At 68.1% G+C, this 24,621-nt stretch carries 22 protein-coding genes; 13 read left to right on the forward strand and 9 right to left on the reverse strand.

The genetic code is table 11. The features are described from left to right. The first annotated feature begins 57 nt into the window (after positions 1–57). A complete protein-coding gene (locus tag AC07PA_RS01665; protein ID WP_494603672.1) occupies positions 58–999 on the forward strand; it encodes a LysR family transcriptional regulator in 942 nt (313 codons plus the stop codon). On the opposite strand, the gene AC07PA_RS01670 is transcribed toward AC07PA_RS01665, so the two are convergent. The 5 genes from AC07PA_RS01670 to AC07PA_RS01690 all read right to left on the reverse strand — a co-directional run bounded on the left by AC07PA_RS01670 (position 964) and on the right by AC07PA_RS01690 (position 6,327). After that, complete coding sequence (locus AC07PA_RS01670; protein WP_494603670.1) at positions 964–2,139, reverse strand: MFS transporter; 1,176 nt, start codon at positions 2,137–2,139, stop codon at positions 964–966. The genes AC07PA_RS01665 and AC07PA_RS01670 overlap by 36 nt on opposite strands. 52 nt (positions 2,140–2,191) lie before the next feature. Beyond that, a complete protein-coding gene (locus AC07PA_RS01675) occupies positions 2,192–2,923 on the reverse strand; it encodes an SOS response-associated peptidase (protein ID WP_494603668.1) in 732 nt (243 codons plus the stop codon). 39 nt (positions 2,924–2,962) lie between these two features. Beyond that, on the reverse strand, positions 2,963–4,120 hold the full coding sequence (locus AC07PA_RS01680) for a diguanylate cyclase (protein ID WP_494603666.1): 1,158 nt from the start codon (positions 4,118–4,120) through the stop codon (positions 2,963–2,965). A 126-nt stretch (positions 4,121–4,246) separates the two neighbouring features. Next, the gene (locus AC07PA_RS01685; RefSeq protein ID WP_007859565.1) at positions 4,247–4,990 is read right to left on the reverse strand and encodes a 16S rRNA (uracil(1498)-N(3))-methyltransferase; all 744 of its coding nucleotides are present in this window, start codon (positions 4,988–4,990) and stop codon (positions 4,247–4,249) included. Positions 4,991–5,184: 194 nt separating this feature from the next. Beyond that, positions 5,185–6,327: a phosphotransferase gene (locus AC07PA_RS01690; protein WP_108016405.1), complete on the reverse strand. Its 1,143-nt coding sequence runs from the start codon at positions 6,325–6,327 to the stop codon at positions 5,185–5,187. A gap of 96 nt (positions 6,328–6,423) precedes the next feature. On the opposite strand from AC07PA_RS01690, the gene AC07PA_RS01695 reads away from it, so the two are divergent. The 3 genes from AC07PA_RS01695 (at position 6,424) to rsmA (ending at position 11,312) form a co-directional block, all read left to right on the forward strand. Next, a complete protein-coding gene (locus tag AC07PA_RS01695; protein ID WP_369751450.1) occupies positions 6,424–8,838 on the forward strand; it encodes an LPS-assembly protein LptD in 2,415 nt (804 codons plus the stop codon). 11 nt (positions 8,839–8,849) lie between these two features. After that, positions 8,850–10,247 carry a peptidylprolyl isomerase gene (locus AC07PA_RS01700; protein WP_494603663.1) on the forward strand — a complete coding sequence of 466 codons (1,398 nt, stop codon included), beginning with the start codon at positions 8,850–8,852 and terminating at the stop codon, positions 10,245–10,247. A gap of 276 nt (positions 10,248–10,523) precedes the next feature. Then, positions 10,524–11,312 carry a 16S rRNA (adenine(1518)-N(6)/adenine(1519)-N(6))-dimethyltransferase RsmA gene (gene rsmA, locus AC07PA_RS01705; protein WP_494603661.1) on the forward strand — a complete coding sequence of 263 codons (789 nt, stop codon included), beginning with the start codon at positions 10,524–10,526 and terminating at the stop codon, positions 11,310–11,312. Between the two features lie 310 nt (positions 11,313–11,622). On the opposite strand, the gene AC07PA_RS01710 is transcribed toward rsmA, so the two are convergent. The 3 genes from AC07PA_RS01710 to AC07PA_RS01720 form a co-directional block, all read right to left on the reverse strand. Beyond that, the gene (locus tag AC07PA_RS01710) at positions 11,623–12,048 is read right to left on the reverse strand and encodes a barstar family protein (protein WP_007854744.1); all 426 of its coding nucleotides are present in this window, start codon (positions 12,046–12,048) and stop codon (positions 11,623–11,625) included. Between the two features lie 137 nt (positions 12,049–12,185). Next, positions 12,186–12,596, reverse strand: a complete 411-nt coding sequence (locus tag AC07PA_RS01715) for a guanyl-specific ribonuclease (protein WP_007854746.1) — start codon at positions 12,594–12,596, stop codon at positions 12,186–12,188. A 155-nt stretch (positions 12,597–12,751) separates the two neighbouring features. Further along, the gene (locus tag AC07PA_RS01720; RefSeq protein WP_007854748.1) at positions 12,752–15,073 is read right to left on the reverse strand and encodes an NADP-dependent malic enzyme; all 2,322 of its coding nucleotides are present in this window, start codon (positions 15,071–15,073) and stop codon (positions 12,752–12,754) included. A 462-nt stretch (positions 15,074–15,535) separates the two neighbouring features. Here AC07PA_RS01720 and AC07PA_RS01725 point away from each other — a divergent pair, with 462 nt between their 5' ends. The 9 genes from AC07PA_RS01725 (at position 15,536) to AC07PA_RS01765 (ending at position 23,031) form a co-directional block, all read left to right on the forward strand. After that, positions 15,536–16,015 carry a GNAT family N-acetyltransferase gene (locus AC07PA_RS01725; protein ID WP_494655359.1) on the forward strand — a complete coding sequence of 160 codons (480 nt, stop codon included), beginning with the start codon at positions 15,536–15,538 and terminating at the stop codon, positions 16,013–16,015. Further along, on the forward strand, positions 16,012–16,749 hold the full coding sequence (locus AC07PA_RS01730) for an aspartyl/asparaginyl beta-hydroxylase domain-containing protein (RefSeq protein WP_494603655.1): 738 nt from the start codon (positions 16,012–16,014) through the stop codon (positions 16,747–16,749). Before AC07PA_RS01725 ends, AC07PA_RS01730 begins: the two co-directional genes overlap by 4 nt. Beyond that, positions 16,715–17,728: a sulfotransferase family protein gene (locus tag AC07PA_RS01735; protein WP_007854753.1), complete on the forward strand. Its 1,014-nt coding sequence runs from the start codon at positions 16,715–16,717 to the stop codon at positions 17,726–17,728. The genes AC07PA_RS01730 and AC07PA_RS01735 overlap by 35 nt, the downstream gene beginning before the upstream one ends. Before the next feature lie 482 nt (positions 17,729–18,210). Further along, the gene (locus AC07PA_RS01740; protein WP_007854758.1) at positions 18,211–18,636 is read left to right on the forward strand and encodes a hypothetical protein; all 426 of its coding nucleotides are present in this window, start codon (positions 18,211–18,213) and stop codon (positions 18,634–18,636) included. Positions 18,637–18,743: 107 nt separating this feature from the next. Beyond that, the gene (locus AC07PA_RS01745; protein ID WP_007854759.1) at positions 18,744–19,040 is read left to right on the forward strand and encodes a hypothetical protein; all 297 of its coding nucleotides are present in this window, start codon (positions 18,744–18,746) and stop codon (positions 19,038–19,040) included. Between the two features lie 158 nt (positions 19,041–19,198). Beyond that, the gene (locus AC07PA_RS01750; protein ID WP_494603652.1) at positions 19,199–19,555 is read left to right on the forward strand and encodes a hypothetical protein; all 357 of its coding nucleotides are present in this window, start codon (positions 19,199–19,201) and stop codon (positions 19,553–19,555) included. 44 nt (positions 19,556–19,599) lie between these two features. After that, a complete protein-coding gene (locus AC07PA_RS01755) occupies positions 19,600–21,270 on the forward strand; it encodes a DUF4384 domain-containing protein (RefSeq protein ID WP_494603650.1) in 1,671 nt (556 codons plus the stop codon). Continuing rightward, positions 21,267–22,448 (forward strand): tetratricopeptide repeat protein, encoded by a 1,182-nt coding sequence (locus AC07PA_RS01760; RefSeq protein ID WP_494603648.1) that lies wholly within the window; start codon positions 21,267–21,269, stop codon positions 22,446–22,448. Before AC07PA_RS01755 ends, AC07PA_RS01760 begins: the two co-directional genes overlap by 4 nt. Before the next feature lie 16 nt (positions 22,449–22,464). Beyond that, positions 22,465–23,031 (forward strand): pentapeptide repeat-containing protein, encoded by a 567-nt coding sequence (locus AC07PA_RS01765; protein WP_494603646.1) that lies wholly within the window; start codon positions 22,465–22,467, stop codon positions 23,029–23,031. Positions 23,032–23,094: 63 nt separating this feature from the next. On the opposite strand, the gene AC07PA_RS01770 is transcribed toward AC07PA_RS01765, so the two are convergent. Beyond that, on the reverse strand, positions 23,095–24,612 hold the full coding sequence (locus tag AC07PA_RS01770; protein ID WP_007854764.1) for a CoA-acylating methylmalonate-semialdehyde dehydrogenase: 1,518 nt from the start codon (positions 24,610–24,612) through the stop codon (positions 23,095–23,097). Positions 24,613–24,621: the final 9 nt, after the last annotated feature.

A 24,621-nucleotide genomic window follows, 5' to 3' on the forward strand; every position in this document is an offset into this window, starting at 1 on the left:
GGCCGCGAGAGGACCTTCTGCTCTGCTTTAATCTGGCATCCCGTCAGTTTTTCTTACATGCACCGCCACATCCCCAGCACCCGCGCCCTGTTGATTTTCGATGCCGTGGCGCGCCACCACGGCGTGGGCAAGGCCGCCCAGGAGCTGTGCCTGACGCACAGCGCCGTGAGCCAGCAGCTGCGCCAGCTCGAAGGCCAGCTCGGCCTGCAGCTGGTGCAGCGCAGCGCGCGCGGCACCGAGCTGACCGCGGTGGGTCGGCGCTACCACGCGCAGATCACGGGTGATCTGCTGCGCCTGCAGAACCACACACGCGAGGCCATGGCCCAGCGCTCCGACGGCACCAGCCTGCAGCTGGGCTGCGTGCCGGTGTTTGCCGAGCGCTGGCTGCTGCCGCGCCTGCCGGCCTTCCTAGCCGAGGAGCCGGCCTGCAGCGTGCACCTGCAGGTCTACCCCACGCAAACCTACATGGCCGAGATCCCGTTCGACGTGGCCGTGCAGTACGACGATGCGGCCTGGCCCGGGGCCCTGCAGCAGCCGCTGCTGCGCGAGACCTGCGTCGCCGTCTGCGCGCCCGGCTCGCGCCACCGGCGCGCCATGGCACGGGGCGACTTCAGCGCCGTGCCGCTGCTGCAGCTCAGCTCGCGCCTGGGGGCTTGGGACGACTGGTTCGCCCATGCAGGCATCGCGCACACACCGGCGCACAGCCTGGGCGGGCACCGGTTCGATCTGTTTTCCATGCTCGTGGAGGCGGTGCGCGCGGACCTGGGCGTGGGTCTGGTGCCGCAGTACTTCGTGCAGCGCGAGCTGCAATCGGGCGAACTGGCGCTGGCCCATCCCTTCGTCGACAGCGGCCTGCGCGGCTACAGCCTGTTCGTCGCACGCGAGCGGACAGAGGAGCGCGCCGTCGCCGCCTTCGTGCGCTGGCTCACGCAGGCCGTCGCGGCCGAAGCGCCGAAGGAAGCACTATGGGCAACGGCGGCGCTGCACGGCCAGCCATAGCAGGCCCGCGCCCGTGACCACGATGGGCACCAGCGAGCCCGCGTTGAGCAGCGTCCAGCCCTGGGTGGTGACCAGCACGCCCGACGAGAAGGCGCTTACCGCCAGCGTGGCGAACACGCAGAAGTTGATCGCCGCCTGCGCGCGGTCCTTCTCCTCGGGGCGGTAGGCCGTCATCGCCAGCGTGGTGGCGCCCGTGAACAGGAAGTTCCAGCCCACGCCCAGCATGAACAGGGCGATGCCGAAGTGGTGCAGCTCCAACCCCGACAGCGCCACCGCCACGCAGGCGAAGTTGAGCAGCACGCCCGTGCCCATCACGGGCAGCACACCCAGGCGCTTGATCAGGTGGCCCGTGAAGAAGCCCGGGGCGAACATGCCGATCACATGCCACTCGAGCACCAGCGCGGCCTGGTCGAAGCCAAAGCCGCAGACCTGCATGGCCAGCGGCGTGGCGGCCATCAGCAGGTTCATCACGCCGTAGCCGAGCGCCCCCCCGAGGATGGCCACCACCAGGGCGGGCTGGCGCATCAGCTCGGCCAGCGGCCGGCCGGTCTGCGGCTGGCCCGCCGCATTCAGCACCACGGGCAGCTTCTCGAAGCGGATGGCCGACATGGCGGCCATGGCCAGCAGCGCCACGCCCATGAGCGCAAGGTAGGCCCCGGCAAATGGCACCGAGAACAGCGTGCGCGTGGCACTGGCCAGGTTGGGGCCGGCCACGGCGCCCAGCAGGCCACCGGCGAGCACCACTGAGACGGCCTTTTCGCGGTAGTCCGGCGCGGCCAGCTCGGCAGCGGCAAAGCGGTAGAGCTGACCGTTGGCGCTGTAGTAGCCGGCCACCACGGTGGCCGCGCACAGCAGCCAGAACTGCGCGCTGAACGCGGCCCAGGCGCACAACGCTGCCGACAACAGGGCCACGGCCAGGCCGATCTGGAACGAGACCTTGCGCCCCCAGCGTGCCTGCGTGGCCGCCACCAGCGCGGTCGACAGCGCGCCGCCGACCACGTAGCCCATCACCGGCAGGGTCGCCATCCAGCCATAAGGGGCCAGCTGCAGGCCCACAAGCCCGTTGATGGCGATGAAGACGACGTTGTTGGTGAGGAAGAGGCCCTGGCACAGGGCCAGCAGCCAGAGGTTCTTGTTCATTCAGCGCAGCGGGCAGGGGAGGGCGCCCATTGTGCACAGCGCCCCGGACGGGTTACTCCAGCCAACCTTTGGGAACCTTGTCGGCCTTGGTCTCCACCGGGTTGGCCGTGAGCGACTGGGCCGGGTACTGGCGCAGGAACTCCTTGGCCTTGTCCGCGCGCGCACCGAGCCAGGCGTCGTAGGCCCCTTCGTTGAGGATGGCGGGCATGCTTTTTTCGCTGCCCGGCTGCTGGTAGCGGTGCATGAGCGCGTGGTTGTTGGCGTTCACGGTGATCAGCGCATAGCTGAGCAGCACCTCGCCGTCCGGCCCCTGCCAGCGCGCCCACAGCCCTGCCACGCCCATGGGCTTGCCGTCCACGCGCGCGATGCGGGTGGGGCGGGCCTTGCTGCCCTGGCGAAAGTCGTCCTCGTAGAAGGCCGCCATGGGCACGATGCAACGCTGGCCCTGGAGCCAGGCGTCGCGGAACGCCGTCGCCGTGGAGGCCAGGTCGGACTTGGCGTTGACCAGCTTGGGCGCGCGCAGCTTGCCGTCGGACGCCGACTTGACCCAGTGGGGTACCAGGCCCCATTGCGCGGGCACCAGTTCCCGGCGCCGCCCGGGGGCTGGGCCCGCATCCCCCCCTTCGCCCTCGGCCACCGCGACCTCCGGCGTGGCGGGCAGCCGGATGAAAAAGCCGCTCTTGCGCGGCCACAGGTGTTGCTCGCCCAGCGCATCGGGCGCCGGCACGCCCAGGGATTCGGGGTAGGCGCTGGCGTGCTGCAGGGTTTCGTAATGGGTGCTCATGCCAGGATGGTACCCGCGCCATCCCGCCATACCGGTTGCTCAGGACCGCAGGTGCGCCCCGGAGGCCCCCAGCGGCCGGGGCGAAGGGGCCACCGCCACGCGGTTGCGCCCGAGCGCCTTGGCCGTGTACAAGGCCTGGTCGGCCCGGTCCAGCGTGTGTTCAATGGTCTCGCCGGGCAGGTGCTGGGCCAGGCCGGCCGACACGGTAAAGCACACGGCCTCGGACACGTGCAGCACCTGGAGCTGGGCCACCGCGCTGCGCACCCGGTCGAGCAGCTCCATCCCGTCTTCCAGGCGGGTATCGCAGAGCATCAGCACGAACTCCTCGCCGCCCCAGCGGGCCAGCACGTCGGTGTCGCGCACGCTGCCGCGCACGGCGGCGGTGAAGGCCTGCAGCGCCCGGTCGCCGGTGGAATGGCCGTGCAGGTCGTTGATGGGCTTGAAGTGGTCGATGTCCAGCAGCGCCAGCAGCAGCGGGCGCCCGCTGCGCAGGCTGCGCCGCTGCTCGAGCAGCATCAGGTCGAGCATGGCGCGGCGGTTGAGCAGGCCGGTGAGTTCGTCGCGCATGGCCAGTTCGCGGTTCTCAGCCAGGGCCTGGGCCAGGGCCTCGCGCTGCAGGCGCAGGCGCAGGCGGATGTTCTGGATGCGCAGGTTCAGGGCAATGGAGCCCGCCAGCACCAGCAGCACCATGAGCGCATAGGCCGTGTCCACGACGCCATAGGTGCCGGCATTGAAGCGCGCCGCTGCGGCCACCGCCACCACGAAGGCCGCCAGCGCATAGCTGCCAATGCCCACGACCTGCGCCAGCGTCAGGCCGAAGGTGCCGAAGAACAGGATCATGGCCAGCACGGCGGGCACCACGCCGCGCGCGTCACCCGCGAGCACATAGGCCACGGCGCCGCTGGTGATGGTCCAGGCCATCTGGGCCATGGTGAGGGAGGGGTCCGGCAGCCGCGCGGACCAGCCGCTGAAGACCATGGCGGTCATCACCATGAGGCCGCCCACCGACACCGCGGCCCACCACTGGACCGCCTCTTCGTGGGCGGTCATGCCGGCATGCGCGAGCATGAGCATCACGCCCGAGCTGCCGATCATGAGCAGCAGCGCAAGCAAGGCCATGCTGCCTATCGTGCGCTGCCGACGGTCCGTGGGAAGGATGGAGCCCACCAGCCGCCGCCAGTGGGTGGGTTTGTGCAAGGGGGCCTGCCTCTCCTGCCAAGGGCCCATCGCCCGGGTTGGGCGCGCTGGGCCAGCGGCGCTGCCCGCGATTTTACGGGCGGGGCCCCCTGCGTGGGGCTTTTTTGTGTCGCGTCCGTTCCTGGCTCAGGCCAGGGTGAGCGCGGCGAGGGCCGCCAGGGGCGCCGTTTCGGCCCGCAGCACGCGCGCCCCCAGGGTGACGGGCGCAAAACCGTGCTGCAGCGCCAGATCCTCCTCGGCCGCGCTCAGGCCACCTTCGGGGCCCGAGAGAAACACCACCGGCCCGTTGCCTGCCGCCCCCGTGTGCAGCGGCACGGTACCCGCCCGCAAGGACAGCAGCAGGCGCTGCGCCGCACCGGGGGTGCCCGGCTGCAGGGCCTGCGCACGCAACCAGGCGGCCAGGTCGACGGCACCGTGCACCACGGGCACGCGGTTGCGCCCGCACTGCTCGCAGGCGGCCACGGCCACGGCCTGCCAGTGGGCGATTTTCTTGTCGGCGCGCTCGCCCTTGAGCTTGAGCACGCTGCGCTCGGCCACCAGCGGGGTGATGCTGGCCACGCCCAGTTCGGCGGCCTTCTCCACGAGCCAGTCCATGCGCTCGTTGGCGGTGATGCCGGCCAGCAGGTGCACGGCGCGCGGCGCCTCGCGCTCGACGGCATGGTGGGCGCCGACCTGCACGCGCACGTCGCTGCGGCCCATGCGCAGCACGGTGGCCTCGAATTCGCCACCAGGGCCGTCCTGGCCCCCGTGGAACAGGGTGATGGCGTCACCGGGCTGCAGACGCAGCACCTGCACATGGCGGGCGGCGCCCGGAGGCAGTTCGATCTCGGCGCCGGGAGCGAGATCCACGGGGCAATGGAAGCGGGGCATGTACGTTATCTCTTCAATGGCATATCAATTTCCCATGGCGCCGAACGCAACCCGCAACGCACAAAAACTGGCACGGTCCAAGCCAGTGCCCCCGCGCAAGGGCCGCCCCGCCGCGCTGGGGGCGTCCCCCTCCCAGATTGCGAAGCAATATGAGAGAGGGGTGAAGGCGCGAAGCGACTCAGGGGGTGCTTCATTCAAACGCGACCAAAGGCATAGCCCATCGGCGCCTCGGTGCCCTCGATGCCATCCAGCATCTTCAGCAGCGGGCCCAGCTGGCGGTAGCGGTTGGTCGTGGCGCGGATGTAGTGGAGGAAGCGCGGCGCATCGGCCAGGTACCTGGGCTTGCCGTCGCGCAGGGTCAGGCGCGCGAAGATGCCGGCCACCTTGAAGTGCCGCTGCAGGCCCATCCATTCCACGCTGCGGTAGAACTCGCCGAAGTCGTCGCCCCAGCCGCTGGCACTGTTGGCGCCCAGCAGGCCGGCCTTGCGGGCCTTCTCCCAGTAACGCACGGTAATGTCGATGACAAATTCCTCTTCCCAGCTGATGAAGGCGTCGCGCATCAGGCTGGCGATGTCGTAGGTGATGGGGCCGTAGACCGCGTCCTGGAAGTCGAGCACTCCGAGCGGCGCTCCCTCCTGCACCGGCACCATGAGGTTGCGCGCCATGAAGTCGCGGTGCACGTAGACCTGCGGGGCCGCGAGGTTGTGCGCCACGATGGCGTCGAACGCGCCCGAGAGCGTGGCCTGCTGCCCGGCATCGAGCGTCACACCGCGGTGCTTCGCCAGGTACCAGTCGGGGAACAGCGCCAGTTCGCGGCGCAGCAGCGCTTCGTCGTAGACGGGCAGCACGCCGGGCTTCGAGGCCAGTTGCCACTGCAGCAGCACGTCCGTGGCCTGCTGGTACCAGGCATAGGCGTCACGGGGCTTCTCGGGGTCGAGCAGCTCGATCAGCGTCTGGTGCCCCAGGTCGGACAGCAGCATGAAACCGCCGGCCTCGTCCCAGGCCAGGATCTGCGGCACGTTCAGGCGGGCATCGGCCAGCAGGCGCTGCACCTGCACGAAGGGGCGGCAGTTCTCCTTGTCGGGCGGGGCATCCATCACGATGCAGCTCGTGCCCAGCGTGGTGTCGATGCGCAGGTAGCGCCGAAAGCTCGCATCGGCCGATGCCGGGCGCAGTGTTTCGGGCTTCAGCTGGTGGCCGCCCACCAGGGGCGCCAGCCAGGCGTCGAAGGCGCTGTGGCGTGCGGCGTCAGGCCAGGCGACCGTGGAGGAAGAGGGAGTTGCCACCGCCGCACCGGCGGGTGGGGGGGAGGAAGGTGGGGGGAAAGGGTGGCTCATGGATAATCCGATTTTACAAACCCGTTCCCTGGAGCGGGTTCCCTTCTTCTGATACAGCCCCTACCGTCCCACGTGCCACGCCGCAAGCCCCCCACCGTGCAGACCCCTTCCTCCCGGACCCGGCCCGCCACGGCACCCGGAGCGCGGCTGCGCCCGCCGGTGCCGCGCGCACTGGCCTATGGCGTGGCCCTCGCCTGGTGCGGCCTGCCGTTGGCCGCCCTGGCGCAGGACGGCAACACGCCCAGCGCCTGGGATGCCCCCCCGGCGCTGCGCACCTCGCCCCAGCTGCAGGAGAACATTCCCGAGGCGGTGCGGCCCAAGCTGCCGATCTTCGTCACCGGTGACCACATCAGCGGGCAGACAGACCTGAACGCCACCATCGAAGGCAACGCCGAGCTGCGCCGGGGAGACACGGTGATCCGCGCCGACCGGCTGGACTACGACGTGCCCGAAGACCTGGCCAAGGCACGCGGCTCGGTGCGCATCAACCGCGCCGGCAATGTCTATGAAGGCACGGCGCTCGACCTGCGGGTGGAGGCCTTCGAGGGCTTCTTCAACGACGCGCGCTACCGCTTCCTGGCCACCCAGGCCCACGGAGATGCCTCGCGCGTGGATTTCATTGACCGCCAGCGCTCCATCGTCCACGACGCCACCTACACCACCTGCCAGAAGAACGACGAGGCCTCATGGCAGCCCGACTGGGTGCTGCGCGCCAAGACCATCCGCATCGACCGCGAAGAGGAAGTGGGCACGGCCGAGGACGCGGTGCTGGAGTTCAAGGGCATCCCGCTGCTGCCGATCCCGCGCATCACCTTCCCGCTGTCGGACAAGCGCAAGTCGGGCCTGCTGCCCCCGTCCTTCGGGCTGGACAGCCGCGATGGCGTGGCCTATTCGCAGCCCTATTACTGGAACATCGCGCCCAACCGCGATGCCACGCTGCGCGCGGCGCTGCTCTCCAAGCGCGGCACCAACCTGGGCGGTGAGTTCCGCTACCTGGAGCCCACCTACAAGGGCGAGATCAGCGGCGACTACATGCCTTCGGACCGCCTGCGCGACCGCGACCGCTGGGGCTTCACGGGCAAGCACGACGCCCTGATCGCCTCGCCCGTGGGCGGCCTGAACCTGAGCCTGAACCTCAACCGGGTGAGCGACGACAACTACTGGCGCGACTTCGGCCGCGTCTCCGAACCGCTGCGCCAGCGCCTCCTGCCCGGCGATGCCACGCTGACCTGGGGCAGCGGCGACATGTCGGTGCGCGCGCGGGCCCTCAAGTGGCAGACGCTGCAGGACGTGTCGGCGCCCATCGTGCCGCCCTACGACCGCATGCCGCAACTGGTCTGGCGCTATGAGCCGACGATGCTGCCCGGCGGCTTCGACGCCAGCGTCGAGCTGGACACCACGCGCTTCCAGGCCGACCGCTTCCTGACCAAGCAGCCCGACGCCAACCGCTCCTTCGCAGTGGCGCAGATCAGCCGGCCGTTCCTTGCGCCGGCCGGCTTCATCACGCCACGCCTGCAGCTGCACACCACGCAGTACCAGTTCGACGGCCCGCTCAGCGACGGCTCGCGCTCGGCCAGCCGCACGCTGCCGACCTTCAGCCTGGACAGCGGCCTGGTGTTCGAGCGCGATGCCAGCTTCTTCGGCCGCTCCTTCCTGCAGACCCTGGAGCCCCGGGCGTTCTACACCTACACGCCCTACCGCGACCAGAGCAAGCTGCCGCTGTACGACACGGCGCTCAACGACTTCAACTTCGCCACGATCTACACCGAGAACTCGTTCGGCGGCAACGACCGGCTGGCGGACAACAACCTGCTGACCATGGGCGTGACCACGCGCCTGATCGACCCCGACTCGGGTGCCGAGGCGGCGCGCTTCGGCGTGGCGCAGCGCGTGCGCTTCTCTGACCAGCAGGTGACCCTGCCGGGTGCCGCCCCGGTGAGCGAGCGCCTGTCGGACATCCTGCTGGGCGCGGGCATCAACTGGACGAAGAACTGGGCCTACGACTCCACGGTGCAGTACAACCCCAAGACCCGGCGCTCCATCCGCTCGACCATCGGCGCGCGGTACAGCCCGGGCAACTACCGCACCGTGAGCGCCGCCTACCGCTTCCAGCGCGGCACCAGCGAGCAGATCGACATCGGCTGGCAATGGCCGCTCAACGACCTGTGGGGCGACAAGGGCCAGGACCTGGGCCCGGGCCGCGGCCAGGGCCCCGGCCGCTGGTACACCATCGGTCGCCTGAACTTCAGCATGCAGGACCGCAAGCTGGTGGACAGCGTGGTCGGCCTCGAATACGACGGCTGCTGCTGGATCGGCCGCGTGGTGCTGGAGCGCCTGCAGAACAGCGTCTCCACCTCCAACACCCGCCTGTTGTTCCAGATCGAGTTCGTCGGGTTCTCCCGCCTCAGCCTGGGCTCCAGCCCCCTCGACACCTTCAAGCAGAATGTGCCGCGCTACCAGAACCTGCGCGACCAGGTTGGCTCGCCCAGCCGCTTCAGCAACTACGACTGACTGACACCGCCATGAACCACCGTGTTTCCGCACTGGCACTTGCCTGCCTGGCCGCCCTCGCCTCCGGGGGCGCATTCGCGCAGGGCCTGCGCATCCAGGGCAACACCGGCCGGCCGGCCGCCGCTGCCGCCCCGGCCCTGGGCCTGCCCGTGCCCGCTGCGAGCCAGGGCCCGCAATCAGCCGACTTCATCGTGGCGGTGGTCAACTCCGAGCCCGTCACCAACAACGAGGTGCGTGCCCGCCTGGCCCGGGCCGAACAGCAGCTGGCACAGCAGCAGGGTGGCAACCGGCCCCCGCGCGACCTGCTGGCGCGCGAGGTGCTCGAACGCCTGATCCTGGAAAAGGCCCAGATGCAGCTGGCCAAGGAAAGCGGCGTCAAGGTCGAGGAATTCGCCCTCAGCCAGGCCGAGCAGGGCATTGCCCAGCAGAACGGCATGACGCTCGAGGACATGCACCGGCGCCTGGCCCGCGACGGCACGAGCAAGGAACGCTTTCGCGAGGAGCTGCGCAGCCAGTTGCTGCTGCAGCGCCTGCGCGAGCGCGATGTGGACGCCAAGGTCCGGGTCAACGACCAGGACATCGACCAGTTCCTGCGCGAGCAGCAGTCGGGTGCCGATGCCTCGGCCATGGAGATCAACCTCGGCCACGTGCTGGTGCTGGTGCCCGAGAACGCCACGCCCACCCAGGTGGCGCAGTTGCAGGCCCGCGCGCAGAGCGCCGCCGACAAGGCACGCGCCGCCGGCAGCGACTTTGCCGCCGTGGCGGCCGAGTTCTCGGATGCGCCCGAAGGCAAGCGCGCCGGCGGCCTGCTGGGCCTGCGCCCGGCCGACCGCTACCCCGACCTGTTCGTCAACTCCGTGCAGGGCCAACCCGTGGGCGGCATCGTAGGCCCCGTGCGCTCGCCCGCAGGCTTTCACATCCTGAAGGTGGTGGAGCGCAATGTGGCCGGCCTGCCGTCGACCGTGGTGCAGAACCACGCGCGGCACATCCTGCTGCGCCCCAGCGCGCAGCTGACCGAGGCCGCGGCCGCGGCACGGCTGGCCGACTACCGCCGCCGCATCCTGGCCGGACAGGCCGACTTTGCCACCCTGGCGCGCGAGAACTCGGTGGATGGCAGCGCCAAGCAGGGCGGCGACCTGGGCTGGGCCAGCCCCGGCCGCTATGTGCCCGAATTCGAGCAGGCGCTCAGCACGCTCAAGCCCGGCGACATCAGCGAGCCCCTGGTTTCGCGCTTTGGCGTGCACCTGATCCAGCTCATGGAACGCCGCGAGGCCAAGCTCACGCAGCGCGAGCAGCGCGACATGGTGCGCGACGCCGTGCGCGAGAAGAAGATCGAGGACGCCTACGCCACCTGGGCACAGGAACTGCGCGGCCGCGCCTATGTCGAGTACCGGGAACCACCGCAGTAAATAGAGCCCCCACGGTCGCGCACTGCGTGTCGCTCCCTGCCCCCCGAGGGGGCTGGCCTTGCTTGGGGCGGCCCGGCGCTGCGGCCGGTCCGCCCCCAGGTCTCGTGCCGTGGATGATCAATCAGGCGAACTCCGCGAGGTGCGGGGGTTGGGGCCACCAGCCCGGTAGCCTCGTGTCTGCCGATGGGGCATCATTCGCTGAAAGCGCGCTCGACCTCGGGCGCTCTTGCTTCTTTCCCCACGCGGGCCGATAGGCCACGCGCACATGCAATTGACATGAAACACATTCCCCGCAAGCGCTTCGGCCAGCATTTCCTGTCCGACAAGGGCATCATCGATGGCATCGTGGACGCCATTGCGCCGCAGGCGAGCCAGCCCATGGTGGAGATCGGGCCGGGGCTGGCGGCGCTGACGCAGCCGCTGGTGGAGCGGCTGGGGCGCCTCACGGTGATCGAGCTGGACCGCGACCTGGCGCTGCGGCTGCGCCTGCATGGGCAGCTCGAGGTGATTGAGTCGGATGTGCTCAAGGTCGATTTCACGCAGCTGGCGCAGGACTGGCGCGCGCGCGTGGAGCAGCCGGCGCTGAAGCTGCGCGTGGTGGGCAACCTGCCCTACAACATCTCCACGCCCATCCTGTTCCACCTGCTGGCGCACGTGGCGGTGATCGAGGACCAGCATTTCATGCTGCAAAAGGAAGTGATCGACCGCATGGTGGCCAGCCCGTCCACCTCGGACTATGGCCGCCTGTCGGTGATGCTGCAGTGGCGCTACGCGATGGAGAACGTGCTCTTCGTGCCGCCCGAGAGCTTCGACCCGCCCCCGCGCGTGGACAGCGCCGTGGTGCGCATGGTGCCCCGCGAGGCCCCGGTCGCCCTGAACGAACGCCTGCTCGAAGAGCTGGTCCAGGTCGCCTTCAGCCAGCGCCGCAAGCTGCTGCGCCACACCCTGGGCCGCTGGCTCGAAGCCAAGGCCTACCCCGGCACTTTCGACACCCAACGCCGTGCCGAGGAAGTGCCCGTGGACGAGTACGTGGCCCTGGCTGCGGCGATGGGCCAGGGCGCCTGACGGACGGCGATGCCGCGCCCGCAGCTGCGCGCTGGCGCATGCAGGCGTGCCGTGGTGGGCTTGGAAGGCTGCCGCGCAAGGCGGCAGGGTTCAATGCTGCCGCCCAGGGCGGCAGGGGGTCATGCAGCGCTGAGCCAGTAGCCCGCGTTGAAAGGGCTGCTCATGCGCAGCGCCAGGGGGGACACGTCCACCAACTTGTCAGTGGGCATCTTCTCGGCAGGGTCGGCGGGGATCTCGATGCCTTGGACCTTGGTCTGTGCTCCGGTAGCCTCGTTCGCCCGTTCTGCTTGGCTGGTGGATGCAGAACGGGCTACAGAAAAGAATAGAAACAGCGGAACGGGATCTTGCGGTCGCTCCAGTAGTCGGCAGCGTCTCGGAAGATGTCGAGCAGCTGCTCACGCGCTTCCTTGTCGAACTTGCCCGTGGCCGGGATCTGTTCCAGCACCACGATGAAGCCGGGCTGCGGGCCCGATTTGTGCAAGGGATCCGTCATGCAGTCGTACAGCGCATCGAAGTTCTTGCCGAAGTGCGACGGGAAGGTGAACTGCCCGGCGATCAGGTCCAGCACGTCCTGCTTGGACTGGGCGTGGGCCAGATTGGCGTACAGGAAATGTTGGCCCAGGGAAGTGGCTGCATCCTGCAGGTCCTGCACGCGAAACGCGCGGATGGACTGCACGATGTTGGTGCGCACGCCACGCAGTGGCGTTTCCAGGTCTTTACGAAGTGGCGTCTGCATCTCCGCTACTCTTTCTTTATAAAGTCCAAAAACTTCGGGTATCCGCCAGTCCACGGGGGCCGACTGCCGGTTGGGGGATTCAAGAGCGCGCACCGCCCACCGCCGGACAAACCGGGCGGTGCGTGGTGCATCGGGCGTCATTTTTCGATGATTTCGCGAAAACTGGCGTAGTGGTCGCTGGTGTAGTAGCAGGCGTCCGGTACCCGGGGCTTGCCGCCACACACGATACGCCGGGCTCCCCGGTCGCGCGAACCTGGTGTTCTGACGGTGTATTCACGGTAGTAGCCGCGCTTGTAGGCGGGCAACAGCCGCTCTCGATTGCCGAAAACCGATCCGTCCTTGTCGTACGGAAACGGGCCTCCTTCACGGATCAGCGCATACGTCGCACGTCCCTGGGGCGGCAACTCGGCCAGTGCGATAGGGGTGGTGGAACCGTGGGTGGAGGGGGATTGGCGGGCCTGCCCCACCATCGGGGAAAGAGCAAACGCAACACCCACCACACACAAAAACCCTGCTTTGCGCGCCCGGGTGGCTACAGCCTTCAGCATCAACAACACCTTTCAGAAACTACGGGTTAACCCGAAATTTCGAGCCCGTAGTGTGACTCAACGGTCCCCAAAAAGCAAGCGCCTGCACAAAGATTGGGCAGGCGCTCAAGGGAGTTGCAAGCAATATAAGTTAGTGCTCGCTATCAATAAATCACTTATCGAGAAGCGTTGGCATCGGCCACGGTGAGAGCTGTCATGTTGACGATGCGGCGCACCGTGGCGCTCGCCGTCAGGATGTGCACCGGCTGCGCAGCACCCAGCAGCACGGGGCCGATCGCGATGTTTCCGCCGGCCGCCGTCTTGAGCAGGTTGTAGGAGATATTGGCGGCGTCGATATTGGGCAGCACCAGCAGATTGGCATCGCCGATGAGATCGCTGTGCGGCATGATGGCCGCACGGGCCTTGCCGTCCAGCGCCACGTCGCCGTGCATCTCGCCGTCCACTTCCAGCCAGGGGGCCTGCACGCGCAGCAGTTCCAGGGTCTGGCGCATCTTCACCGCGCTGGGCTGGTTGCTGCTGCCAAAGTTGGAGTGCGAGAGCAGGGCGGCGCGCGGCTTGATGCCAAAACGCATCATCTCCTCGGCCGCCATCACGGTGATCTCGGCCAGCTGCTCGGCCGTGGGGTCGTAGTTGACGTGCGTGTCCACCAGGAACACCTGGCGGTCGGGCAGCAGCAGGCCGTTCATGCAGGCGTAGGTGCACACACCCGCGCGCTTGCCAATCACCTGGTCGATGTAGTTCAGGTGCAGGGCGGTGTGGCCCCAGGTGCCCACGATCAGGCCGTCGACCTCGCCCTTGTGCAGCAGCATGGAGCCGATCAATGCCAGGCGGCGGCGCATCTCGATCTTGGCGATCTGCACCGTCACGCCCTTGCGCTCGGTCATGCGGTGGTAGGTCTGCCAGAAGTCGCGGTAGCGGTGGTCCTGCTCGACGTTGACGATGTCGTAGTCCACACCCTCGCGCAGGCGCAGGCCGAACTTCTGGATGCGCTCGGCGATCACGGCGGGGCGGCCGATCAGCGTGGGGCGCGCGATGCGCTCATCGACCACGATCTGGGCGGCGCGCAGCACGCGCTCTTCCTCGCCTTCGGCATAGGCCACGCGCTTCTTGCTGGCGGCCTTTGCGGCGGCGAAGATGGGTTTCATCATGGTGCCCGAGGCGTAGACGAAGCTTTGCAGCTGGTCACGGTAGGCATCCATGTCGGTGATGGGGCGCAGGGCCACGCCGCTGTCGGCGGCGGCCTGGGCCACGGCCGGGGCGATCATCATCATCAGCCGCGGATCGAAGGGCTTGGGGATCAGGTACTCGGGGCCGAAGGCCAGTTGCTCACCCACGTAGGCAGCGGCCACCACCTCGCTCTGCTCGGCCTGGGCCAGCTGGGCGATGGCGTGCACCGCGGCGATCTCCATCTCCAGCGTGATGGTGGTCGCGCCGCTGTCCAGCGCCCCGCGGAAGATGTAGGGGAAGCACAGGACGTTGTTGACCTGGTTGGGGTAGTCCGTGCGGCCGGTGGCCATGATGGCGTCGTCGCGCACGGCCTTCACGTCTTCGGGCTGGATCTCGGGGTTGGGGTTGGCCAGCGCGAAGATCAGCGGACGTGGCGCCATCTTGCGCACCATGTCCTGCTTGAGCACGCCACCGGCGGACAGGCCCAGGAACACGTCGGCACCTTCGATCACTTCGCTGAGCGTGCGCGCCGAGGTCTTCTGCACGAACTGGATCTTGTCCTCGTCCATGAGTTCGGTGCGGCCTTCGTAGACCACGCCGGCCAGGTCGGTCACCCAGATGTTCTCGCGCCGGATGCCCAGCTTGACCAGCAGGCCCAGGCAGGCCAGGGCGGCCGCGCCGGCGCCCGAGGTCACGAGCTTAACGTCCTCTGGATTCTTGCCCGCCACCTTCAGGCCGTTGAGGATGGCGGCGCCAACCACGATCGCCGTGCCATGCTGGTCGTCGTGGAAGACCGGGATCTTCATGCGCTCGCGCAGCTTGCGCTCGATGTAGAAGCAGTCGGGCGCCTTGATGTCCTCGAGGTTGATGCCGCCGAAGGTCGGCTCCAGGCTGGCGATGATCTCGACCAGCTTCTCGGGGTCCTTCTCGTTGATCTCGATGTCGAACACGTCGATGCCCGAGAACTTCTTGAACAACACGCCCTTGCCCTCCATGACCGGCTTGCCCGCCAGCGGGCCGATGTCACCCAGGCCGAGCACGGCCGTGCCGTTGGTCACCACACCGACCAGGTTGCCGCGCGCGGTGTACTTGAAGGCGGCATTGGGGTCCTTGACGATCTCCTCGCAGGGCGCGGCCACGCCGGGCGAGTAGGCCAGCGCGAGATCGTGCTGGTTGATCATCTGCTTGGTCGCCGCGATGGCGATCTTGCCGGGCTTGGGAAACTCGTGGTACTCGAGAGCCGCGCGGCGCAGCTGGGCGCGCTTGTCGGGATGGTTGTTGTTGTTCTCGGCCGTGGTGTTCTCGGGCATTCAATTGTCTCCAGCTTGGGGTGTGCGCAAGGCGTCGGTCAGCTCTTGTAGGAACATGCTTACACGTTCCGGGGGAAGGGATTGTAGGCCGCGTTCGGTAAAAACCCTAGTAAGCGAATCTGCTTATATGGGTGGGACAGTTTTGCTGTCCGGGTTGGAAAGCAGCAGGCTAGCGGCTGCGCCAAGCCCCTGCGCACCGTTGGGACAAGGCAGGACGTACCCTCGCCCGGAGGGCGGCATTGCCTTGCCAAACAGCGCCCCATGGCGCGGAACCGGGCCATGCCGGCAGCATGCGGCGGAGCGACTGCCGAGTACGGCCTTGAGCATTTCGAACCGGATACCACGGTTGCATCCGCTGAAGAGTGATCCAATCGTTGGAGGATGGCCGTTCCCTTTGCCAGAATAGGCAGGTTTCCACGACCCGACCACACACCGTACCGCCGGTTATCCACTGTGTACCCATTGCCAGAACCCTTTGCCCTGCGGGACAGGACCGATACCGACCAGGCCTTTGTGCAGGCGCTGTATGCCTCCACCCGTGAGGACCTGCGGCAGGCCCTGCCGGATCCCGCGCAGTTGCTGCCCCTGCTGGCCATGCAGCAGAACGCGCAGGAAGCCGGGTTCCGCCGCCAGTTCCCCGAGGCCCGCCAGTGGCTCCTGCTGCGCTCAGGCCGGCCCATTGGCCGTGTGGTGGTGGACGCTGCAGCGCAAGACCTGCGTGTGGTGGACATCGCCATCGTCCCCGAGGCCCGCCGCAGCGGCGCCGCCACCGCCGTGCTGCAGGCGCTGCAGGCCCATGCCCTGGCGCAAGGGCTGCCGCTGTGCCTGGCCGTGGCCCATGGCAACCACGCAGCGCAGAGCCTGTACCGCAGGCTGGGATTCGCCACCACGTCCGAAGACGGTACCCACGCGCAGATGGTCTGGCGGGGGGAGCACGCATGAACCGCACCATCGCACCCACCCCCTACCTGAAGCTGCCCATGGCCTTCGACCTGGCCCGCCTGCAGGAAGACCTGCAGCGCGTGGCCCCTTCGGAATGGATCGGCCACTTCAACACCGCCGCCTACGAAAAAGGCTGGGGATGCGTGCCCTTGCGCTCGGTCGATGGCCGTGCGGACCACATCGTGCCGGTGAATGGCGGCCGCTTCGAGGACACCCCCATCCTCGCGCGCTGCCCCTACTTCCGGCATGCCATCGACCAGTTCCAATGCGAGAAGACCTCCATCCGCCTGATGGGGCTGGAAGCCGCAGGGGTGATCCACGAGCACCGGGACCAGGGCAGCGCACTGGAAGACGGCCTGACCCGCCTGCACATTCCCGTGCAGACCTCGCCGCTGGCCACCTACCGCATCGAAGGCGAAGAGGTCCATTTCTCGGCCGGCGATGCCTGGTACCTCAATGCCAGCTGCCTGCACGGCGCCCACAACCGCAGCCCGCAGGCCCGCATCCACCTGATGATCGACTGCGTCACCAACCCGTGGCTGGAACAGCTGTTCCTGTCCGCCGGCGGGGTGCTGCGCGAAAGCCCGCCCTATGGCGATGCCTCCATCCACGACGGCAACGTGCTGCAGGTCATTGCCGCGCTGCGCGCCGGCGGCCATGCCAGCGCAGCGCAGCTGGCCACCCGATTGGAGGAAACCCATGCTCGAAGAACAGGCACTGCTGCGCGGCCGTGAGGTGGGCCCGGCCGAGCGGCAATCGCTGCACGGCTGGTTCCCGGTGAGCCTGCAGCACGACCCGGCCACGGTCTGGTGGCGCTTCATGGGCGAGCAGCGCTTCACCGCCCCCTTCTTCGATGACACCCTGGCCTGGCAGGCAGCGCCGGACCGCCGGGTCTGCAGCACGCCCCTGTCCGCACTGGAGGACCTGCCCGACAGCGTGCCCCCCGCGGCCTTCATCTTCCACGTCTCGCGCTGCGGCTCCACGCTGCTCACGCAGGCGCTGGCCACCTCGCCGCAGTGCATCGTGATGTCGGAGCCCCCGGCCCTCAACGCCTTCTTCCGGCTGCACCATCGGCACCCGGAGCACAGCGGCGGCGCCCGGACCTTGCAGCGGCTGGTGGCCGCCCTGGGGCAGCGGCGCAGCCCTGCGGAGCGGCACCTGGTGATCAAGTTCGACTGCTGGCACCTGCCCTGGATTCCGTTCGTGCAGGCCGCGTTTCCGGGCACCCCCGTCGTGTTCCTGTACCGCGAGCCCAGCGAAGTGCTGGCCTCCCACCGCCGCCAGCGCGGCCGGCAGATGGTGCCAGGCTTGATCGACCTGTCGCGGCTGGCGGACATGCTGCACCGCCCCGGGGCCCCGGAACTGGCCCCCGGAGACCTGGACGGCCATGCCATCCGGGTGCTTGAAAGCCTGTACCGCTGCGGACTCGAGGCGGCGACCACATCGGACCTGGTGCTGATGGACTATGGGCAGCTTCCCGCGGTGATCTGGCACGGGCTGCTGGACACCCTGGGCATGGAGTGCAGCCCCACCGAACTGGCCGCGCTGCAGGCACGCTCGGGTTTCCACTCCAAGCACTCGCACGACCGATTCGAAGGCGATCCGTTGCCAACGCACGCCCAACCCCTGCCCCCCACGCCCGAACACCTGGGCGAGACCCATCGGCTCTACCAGCGGCTGGAGCAGTTGCGGCGCGCGCGAAGCCCCGACTGAACCCATGCCGGCCCGGTCCGGCAACCCCTTGCGCCGGTGGACTGCGGCAGGCAGGCGACGAAGGCCCTCGGGCCCTTGCGAGGGGCAGCAGGGCCACCGCCAGCACCGACGCCACCCCGGCCCAGCTCCCGCATCTGCATACAACATCCAAGCACAACGCGCTACCGCGGGTCGTCAGCGCCGCTGTCACATGTGTATTCATTTGGCATCCGTGTTTCCATAAGTACATGGGCCATTAACTTCTCCGCTGGTTTGTTGCTTCCGGTTGCGCTTATTTCAATATGAATGGCCGGAATTCTGCATTTTGAGAAGTTTTACGCAATTGGGGCGACTTACGTTCCAGCCGCTTCAATTTAATGAATTTGTCATGAAGCGGATTGAAACTGCCGTTGGGTCCAAAAGATTTCGAAGGATCCTTGGCAGCATTGGTTCAAGGGGTTCAAAGACACGGCAGTAATGGGTCATGAATATCCATTGCATGGATGCAGCAGGACAAGCCACGCATTGGGCACGACGAACATGGACTGGAATTTGAAATGAAGAAATCCCCATTTCCCTGGGTGGCCCTGGTGGCGTTGGCGCCCGCATGGGCCCACGGCGCAGGCAATCAGCAGACGGTCGAGCTGTCGGGCGGTGCCGCAAACCTGGCCGCCACGGGCGGCACTGCAGTGATGAATATCTCGTCGACCCAGGGTGCGCAGGTCATCAGCGGCAATTCACAGCAGGTGGTGGTGCGCGGCGCCGTGCTCAATGCGGCGACCTTTGGTGCCCATAGTGAATTGAATATTGCTTCCCGCACGGGGCCCGGCTCAGGCTCCGGCAGCCAGGTGATTTCGGTCCAGGGCCCCGTCGTCAACCAGGCCGCCGGCAAGGGCGTGAGAAGTGTCGTGAATATTGGCGGGAGGTAATTTCCGCCAAAACCTCCGATGGGTTATTTCAGATCCACCGGATTTCCCTATGGCAGCCATTATCTATCTGGCGCCTTTCCTTTTTATATTTATCAATGGAGTTCATTATGCAAAAGACTTTCGCACTGGCTATCTCTGCCCTCGTGTTCGTTGCTGGCGCTGCGCATGCAGAAGTGAAGATCGGCGGCAATAACAGCCAGAAGGTTACCGTGCAGAACGGCGCCGTGGCCAACATGGCCTTCGGTGCTTCCACCGCCAAGCAGAACCTGGCTTCCAACAAGGGCAACGTCAAGATCGGTGGCAACAACACCCAGGAAGTCTCCGTGAAGAACGGTGCCGTCGCCAACATGGCCTTCGGTGCTTCCAAGGCCGAGCAGAACCTGGCCTCCAACGACGGCAAGTAATTCAGGGGCGCGCCCTGCGCCCTGACCCTTCACGACAGAAGAACAAGGCGTGCAGTAGCGCTGCTGCCCGCCCTGCATTACCTGTCCAAAACCCTCTGGCAACAGCACTGCCGCAGGCACAGAGGATTTTGTACAGGTTCCAAAGAGGAGAAGCACCCATGAAACCCCATCGCCTCGCCGCGCTGTGCCTGGTCGGCGCATGCGCCGCCGCATCGTCTTCGGCCGCCTTTGCACAGACGCCCGTCCAGAAGCCCCCGGCCGGGCGCAGCGGCCTGGACCCCGCCTCGCGCACCAAGGTCACCAATGTGCTCTCGCGCACGCGCATCGATGCCGAGGACACGCTGGCCACGGTGGACCGCAAGCTCGTCACCGGTCCCAGCGGCAGCAGCTGCGCCACCAACATCGGCGCGCCCAAGGTGCCCGAGGGCGACAGCGGCATCGGCAACCGCTTCGGCACCGCCAACAACGACCAGGTCATCGTGGTGCAAGGCCCGGTGATCAACCTCTGCAAGTAAGCCTCCCGCAACCACACCCCCACTCCCACCCTACGGTTTCCCGCATGAAGAACAAGAACAGCCTCCCTGCACGCCGCTTGCTGGCCCTCTCAGCCCTGGCGCTTCTGGTGTCCGGGTGCGCCATCCAGCCCAACGTGAGCGACCGCGTGAACATCATCGAGCAGGGCACCGTGGAGCAGGCCCCCCTGGTCACGCCGAGCAAGTCCGGCTCGGTGCTGCGCGAGGGCCTGGCCTGCATGGACCGCATGCTGGCCGCCGAGAACACGCCCACCACGCTGATCGCCGTGAAGTCCATCCCCGATCCCTCGGGCCTGTTCAGCACCGGCACCAAGGAGATGCTGATCACCGCCCTGTCGCGCATGTCGCGCACCAGCCAGGCCTTCCGCGTGGTGGACTACGAGGTCGACGCGCTGCGCCAGGACACGGTGCAGACCCTCACCAGCCTGCTGCTCAACAACAACCAGATGGAACTGCGCAAGCCGCAGATCTACATCTCGGGCGCCATCAGCTTCGGCGACAAGACGGTGGTCTCCAAGCGCCAGAGCCTGGGCGTCTCCACCGCCGCCACCGACACCGGCTACAGCTGGGACGTGCTGGGCAGCGCCGTGGGCCTGGACCTGCACCTGGGGGACATGAACACGCGCACGCTGTACTCGGGCATCGAATCGGCCAACGAGCTCATCGTGGCCACCGGCGGCAAGGCCGTGGAGATCGGCGCCAAGGCCACCGGCCTGCCCCGGCATATCTACCGCGTGGGCGTGCAGTACGAGGTGGCGGCCGACAACAACCAGGGCGCCGGTGCCGCCATCCGCCTGCTGGTGGACCTGGCGGCCATCGAACTGGTGGGCAAGTGGGCCAAGGTGCCGTACTGGGACTGCATCGACTACGAGCAGAACCACCCCGAGTTCCTGCGCCAGATGCGTGCCTGGTTCGACGAGGCCAGCGTGGCCGAGCGCTGGACCCTGGCGCAGCGCGTGCTGCAGACGCATGGCATGTGGAATGGTGCGACGGACGGCACGGATTCGCCCGCCTTCCGCAAGGCCGTGGCCCTGTACCAGGCCTCGCAGGACCTGACCCCCGTGGGCGTGGTCACCTTCGAGACCTACACCCGGCTGATGCGCAGCTTCGTGGGCATGTCAGCCGAAGGCAAGCTGCGCAAGCCCGAATACGCCGGCGACCAGCTGGTGGCGCGCCCCAGCGGGCTGCCGGCCAACGAGCCCGACCCGCGCAGCATCGCGCTGAGCATGGTCGGCCGCAAGGACCGCGACCTCAAGGTGGGCGAATCCATCGTGGTGCGCGTGGTGCCGCCGCGCACCGGCTACCTGTACTGCTACTACCAGGACGCGGGCGGCTCCATCAGCCAGGTCTACCCGAACCCGATGCAGCCCTCGGCCACGGTGCAGGGCCGCACCAGCGTGCTGATCCCCGACATCAGCAAGCCCAACTCCTTCCTGATCGAGACGGCGCGCGGCGGCACCGAGAACATGTTCTGCGCGATGACGGCCCAGCCGCTCAAGGGCCAGGTGCCGGTGGCCCTGACCCGTGCCAACCTGGAGCCGATCAAGAGCTACTCCAGCCTGGCCCAGGTGCAGGGCGCCTTCGAGCAGGCCGGCGTCGGCGTGATGAGCACCTCGCTTGACTGGAACGTGCAGGCCCCCGAGCCCGCACCGGCCGCCGGCCGCGTCCGCAGCAACCCCAACCGGCCTGCCAAATGAGCACGGCCCGCCTGTCCCCCCCGGGCGCGCCCGCCGACCGGGCACGCAGGGCGGCCCTGCGCTGGTCCCTGGCCGCCTGCTGCGTGGCCGCCGCGGGCGCCGCCCAGGCGGTGATCCAGCTGCCCTCGGCGCAACCGGCGTCGGCCCCGCAAGGCGGTGCGGCCCGCGCCCCCCAGGCACCGGGCAGTTCGCTGCGCCTGCCCTCGGCCAATACCGGGCAGGTGCTCGACGGCCTGATCGAGGCGGCCAACGCCGGCGATGCCGATGCCATGGTGCAGGTGGGCATGTACTACCACGCCAACCCGGGCCTGCCCCAGGCCGCGGCCACGGCACGGCGCTGGTGGGGCCGCGCCGCCGAAGCCGGCGACGTGCGCGGCATGGCCGGCTACGGCTACCTGCTGGGCGTGGACAACGCCGGCGGCCAGCGCGACCTGTCGGCCGCGCGCGAATGGCTGCACAAGGCGCGCGCGGCCGGCCTGGTGCGCGCCACCTACCTCGAGTCGCTGCTCGAAGGCCAGATCACCGGCCCGCGCAAGCTGCGCGATGCGCGGCGCCTGCTGGAGCAGGCCGCCCAGGACGGCGACCCCCTGGCCCTGAACGACCTGGCCGTGGCCTGGGAGCTCGACGGCAGTCTGGAGCGGGCGCGCGAGATGTACGTGCTCGCCGCGGCCCAGGGCTATGGCGCGGCGCGCGCCAACTACCTGCGCCTGGAACGCCAGAACCGTTCCAGCGAATCGGCAACACTGGCACGCCTGCGCACCCTGTCGGACGACGGCAACGCCGATGCCACCTTGCAGCTGGCCCAGCTGTACCACCAGGGCCGGGGCGGCGTGCAGCGCGACTTCGCCCAGGCCATCCAACTCTACCGGCGCGCGGCCGACAGCGGCTCGCGCAGCGCGCGCGAATTCCTGGCGCTGGTCTTCAGCCGCTCCGCGCGCGACAACCCGGCGCGCGGCGTGGATGCCGCCTGGATGGAGGAACTGGCCACGCGCATCAATGCCCGCACCGATGCCGGCAAGGAGGGCCGGGACATGCTCTCCGACCGCCCGCGGCGCAGCGAGGACGCGCTGTGGAATCTCACCAGCTTACGTTGGACACCGCCTGTTACCGCCGAACCCGCCGTCCCCCCTTACAGTCCAGCCCGCGCTCCGGCCGAGGGCCTACCGATTGACGAATGACCAAGGAAATCCAGAGATGAAGAAGCCCCCCCTTGCCAGCACCCTGATCGCCCTCACGGCCGTCGCTGCCTGCATGCCCCTGGCCCATGCCCAGCGCAACCTCGCCTCCAACGGCTCCGGCACGGTGATCGCCGGGGACAACAACGCCACGGTGGTCGTCAACGGCCAGCACGTGATCACCGCTACCGACGGCAATGCCCGCGTGGAGACCACGGTGGGCGGCGGTGCCAACCGCGTGGTGGTGCAGGGCTCGTCGGTCACGGTGACCAACTCCGGCAACGCCAGGCCCGCCCCGGCTGGCAAGGCCGGCAAAAGCGGTGACTACGTGAACAGCGACCTCTCGGGCCGCAATTTCGCGGGGGCCCAGCTGGCCGGCCGCAAGTTCACCAACGTGGACCTGTCGCGCGCCAACCTCTCGGGCGCCGACCTGCGCGGCGCCGAGTTCGTCAACGTGAGCCTGGAGCAGGCCGACCTGCGCGGCGCCAACCTCTCGGGCGCAAAGATGGTCAATGTGGACCTGGACGCCGCCTTGCTCGAAGGCGCGACCTGGACCGACGGAAAGCGCTGCCGCGCCGCCTGCTGAGCCCCGAACCCGCCAAGAAAAAACGGCCCCGCGGGGCCGTTTGTCTTGTTGGACGCCGTCGAATCAGCGGCTGCTCGGAAAGCTGAACACCGCGCCTTCGCGCACGCCGGCCGAGGGCCAGCGCTGGGTGATGGTCTTGCGCTTGGTGTAGAAGCGCACGGCATCGGGGCCGTAGGCGTGCAGGTCGCCGAACAGGCTGCGCTTCCAGCCGCCGAAGGAGTGGTAGGCCACGGGCACGGGCAGGGGCACGTTCACGCCCACCATGCCGACCTGGATGTGGTCGGTGAAGTAGCGCGCAGCCTCGCCGTCGCGCGTGAAGATGCAGGTGCCGTTGCCGTACTCGTGGTCGTCGATCAGCTTCATGGCTTCCTGCAGCGTCTTCACGCGCACCACGCCGAGCACGGGGCCGAAGATCTCTTCCTGGTAGATCTTCATGCCGGGCTTGACGTTGTCGAACAGGCAGGCACCGAGGAAGTAGCCGTCCTCATGGCCGGGCACCGTCACGCCGCGGCCGTCGACCACCAGCGTGGCACCCTCGGCCACACCGCTGTCGACATAGGCCTTGACCTTCTCGAAGTGGGGCTTGGTCACCAGCGGACCCATGTCGTTGCCGTTGTCGGTACCGGGGCCGACCTTCATCTTGGCGATTTCGACCTTGAGGCCTGCCACGACGGCATCACCGGCCTCGTCACCCACGGCCACCACCAGCGGGATGGCCATGCAGCGCTCGCCGCAGCTGCCGTAGGCCGCGCCCATGAGCGCGCTCACGGCATTGCCGATGTCGGCGTCGGGCATCACGATGGCGTGGTTCTTGGCGCCGCCCAGGGCCTGCACGCGCTTGCCGTGCTTGCAGCCTTCGGAATAGATGTACTCGGCGATGGGGGTGGAGCCGACGAAGCTCACGGCCTTGACGCGAGCGTCCTGCAGCAGCGTGTCCACGGCCAGCTTGTCGCCGTTGACGACGTTGAGCACGCCCGGGGGCAGGCCGGCTTCCAGCGCCAGCTGGGCGATGAACAGGGTGCTCGTGGGATCGCGCTCGGAGGGCTTGAGCACGAAGGTGTTGCCGCAGGCGACGGCCATGGGCCACATCCACAGCGGCACCATGGCCGGGAAGTTGAAGGGCGTGATGCCCGCCGCCACGCCCAGTGCCTGGAACTCGCTCCACGAGTCGATGCCGGGGCCGACGTTGCGGCTGTGCTCGCCCTTGAGCAGCTCGGGCGCGTAGCTTGCGTACTCCACGTTCTCGATGCCGCGCTGCAGTTCGCCGTGCGCGTCGCTGAGCACCTTGCCGTGCTCGGCCGTGATCATCGCGGCGATCTTGTCGGCGTTCTCTTCGAGCAGCACCTTGAGCTTGCCCATGACGCGGGCGCGCTTGAGCGGCGGCGTGTTGCGCCAGGCCGGGAAGGCAGCCTCGGCCGAGGCGATGGCGCGCTCCACCGTGGCCTTGCTGGCCAGGGCGACGTTGGTGGTGGACTGACCCGTGGCCGGGTTGAAGACCGGCTGCGTGCGCTCGGTATCGGCAACGATCTGGCCGTCGATCAGGTGGCCGACGGTGGTGGTGACGCTCTTGTCGTGGTTCATGGCAAAGGA

This window comes from Acidovorax sp. GW821-FHT09B03 (genome assembly GCF_059418305.1).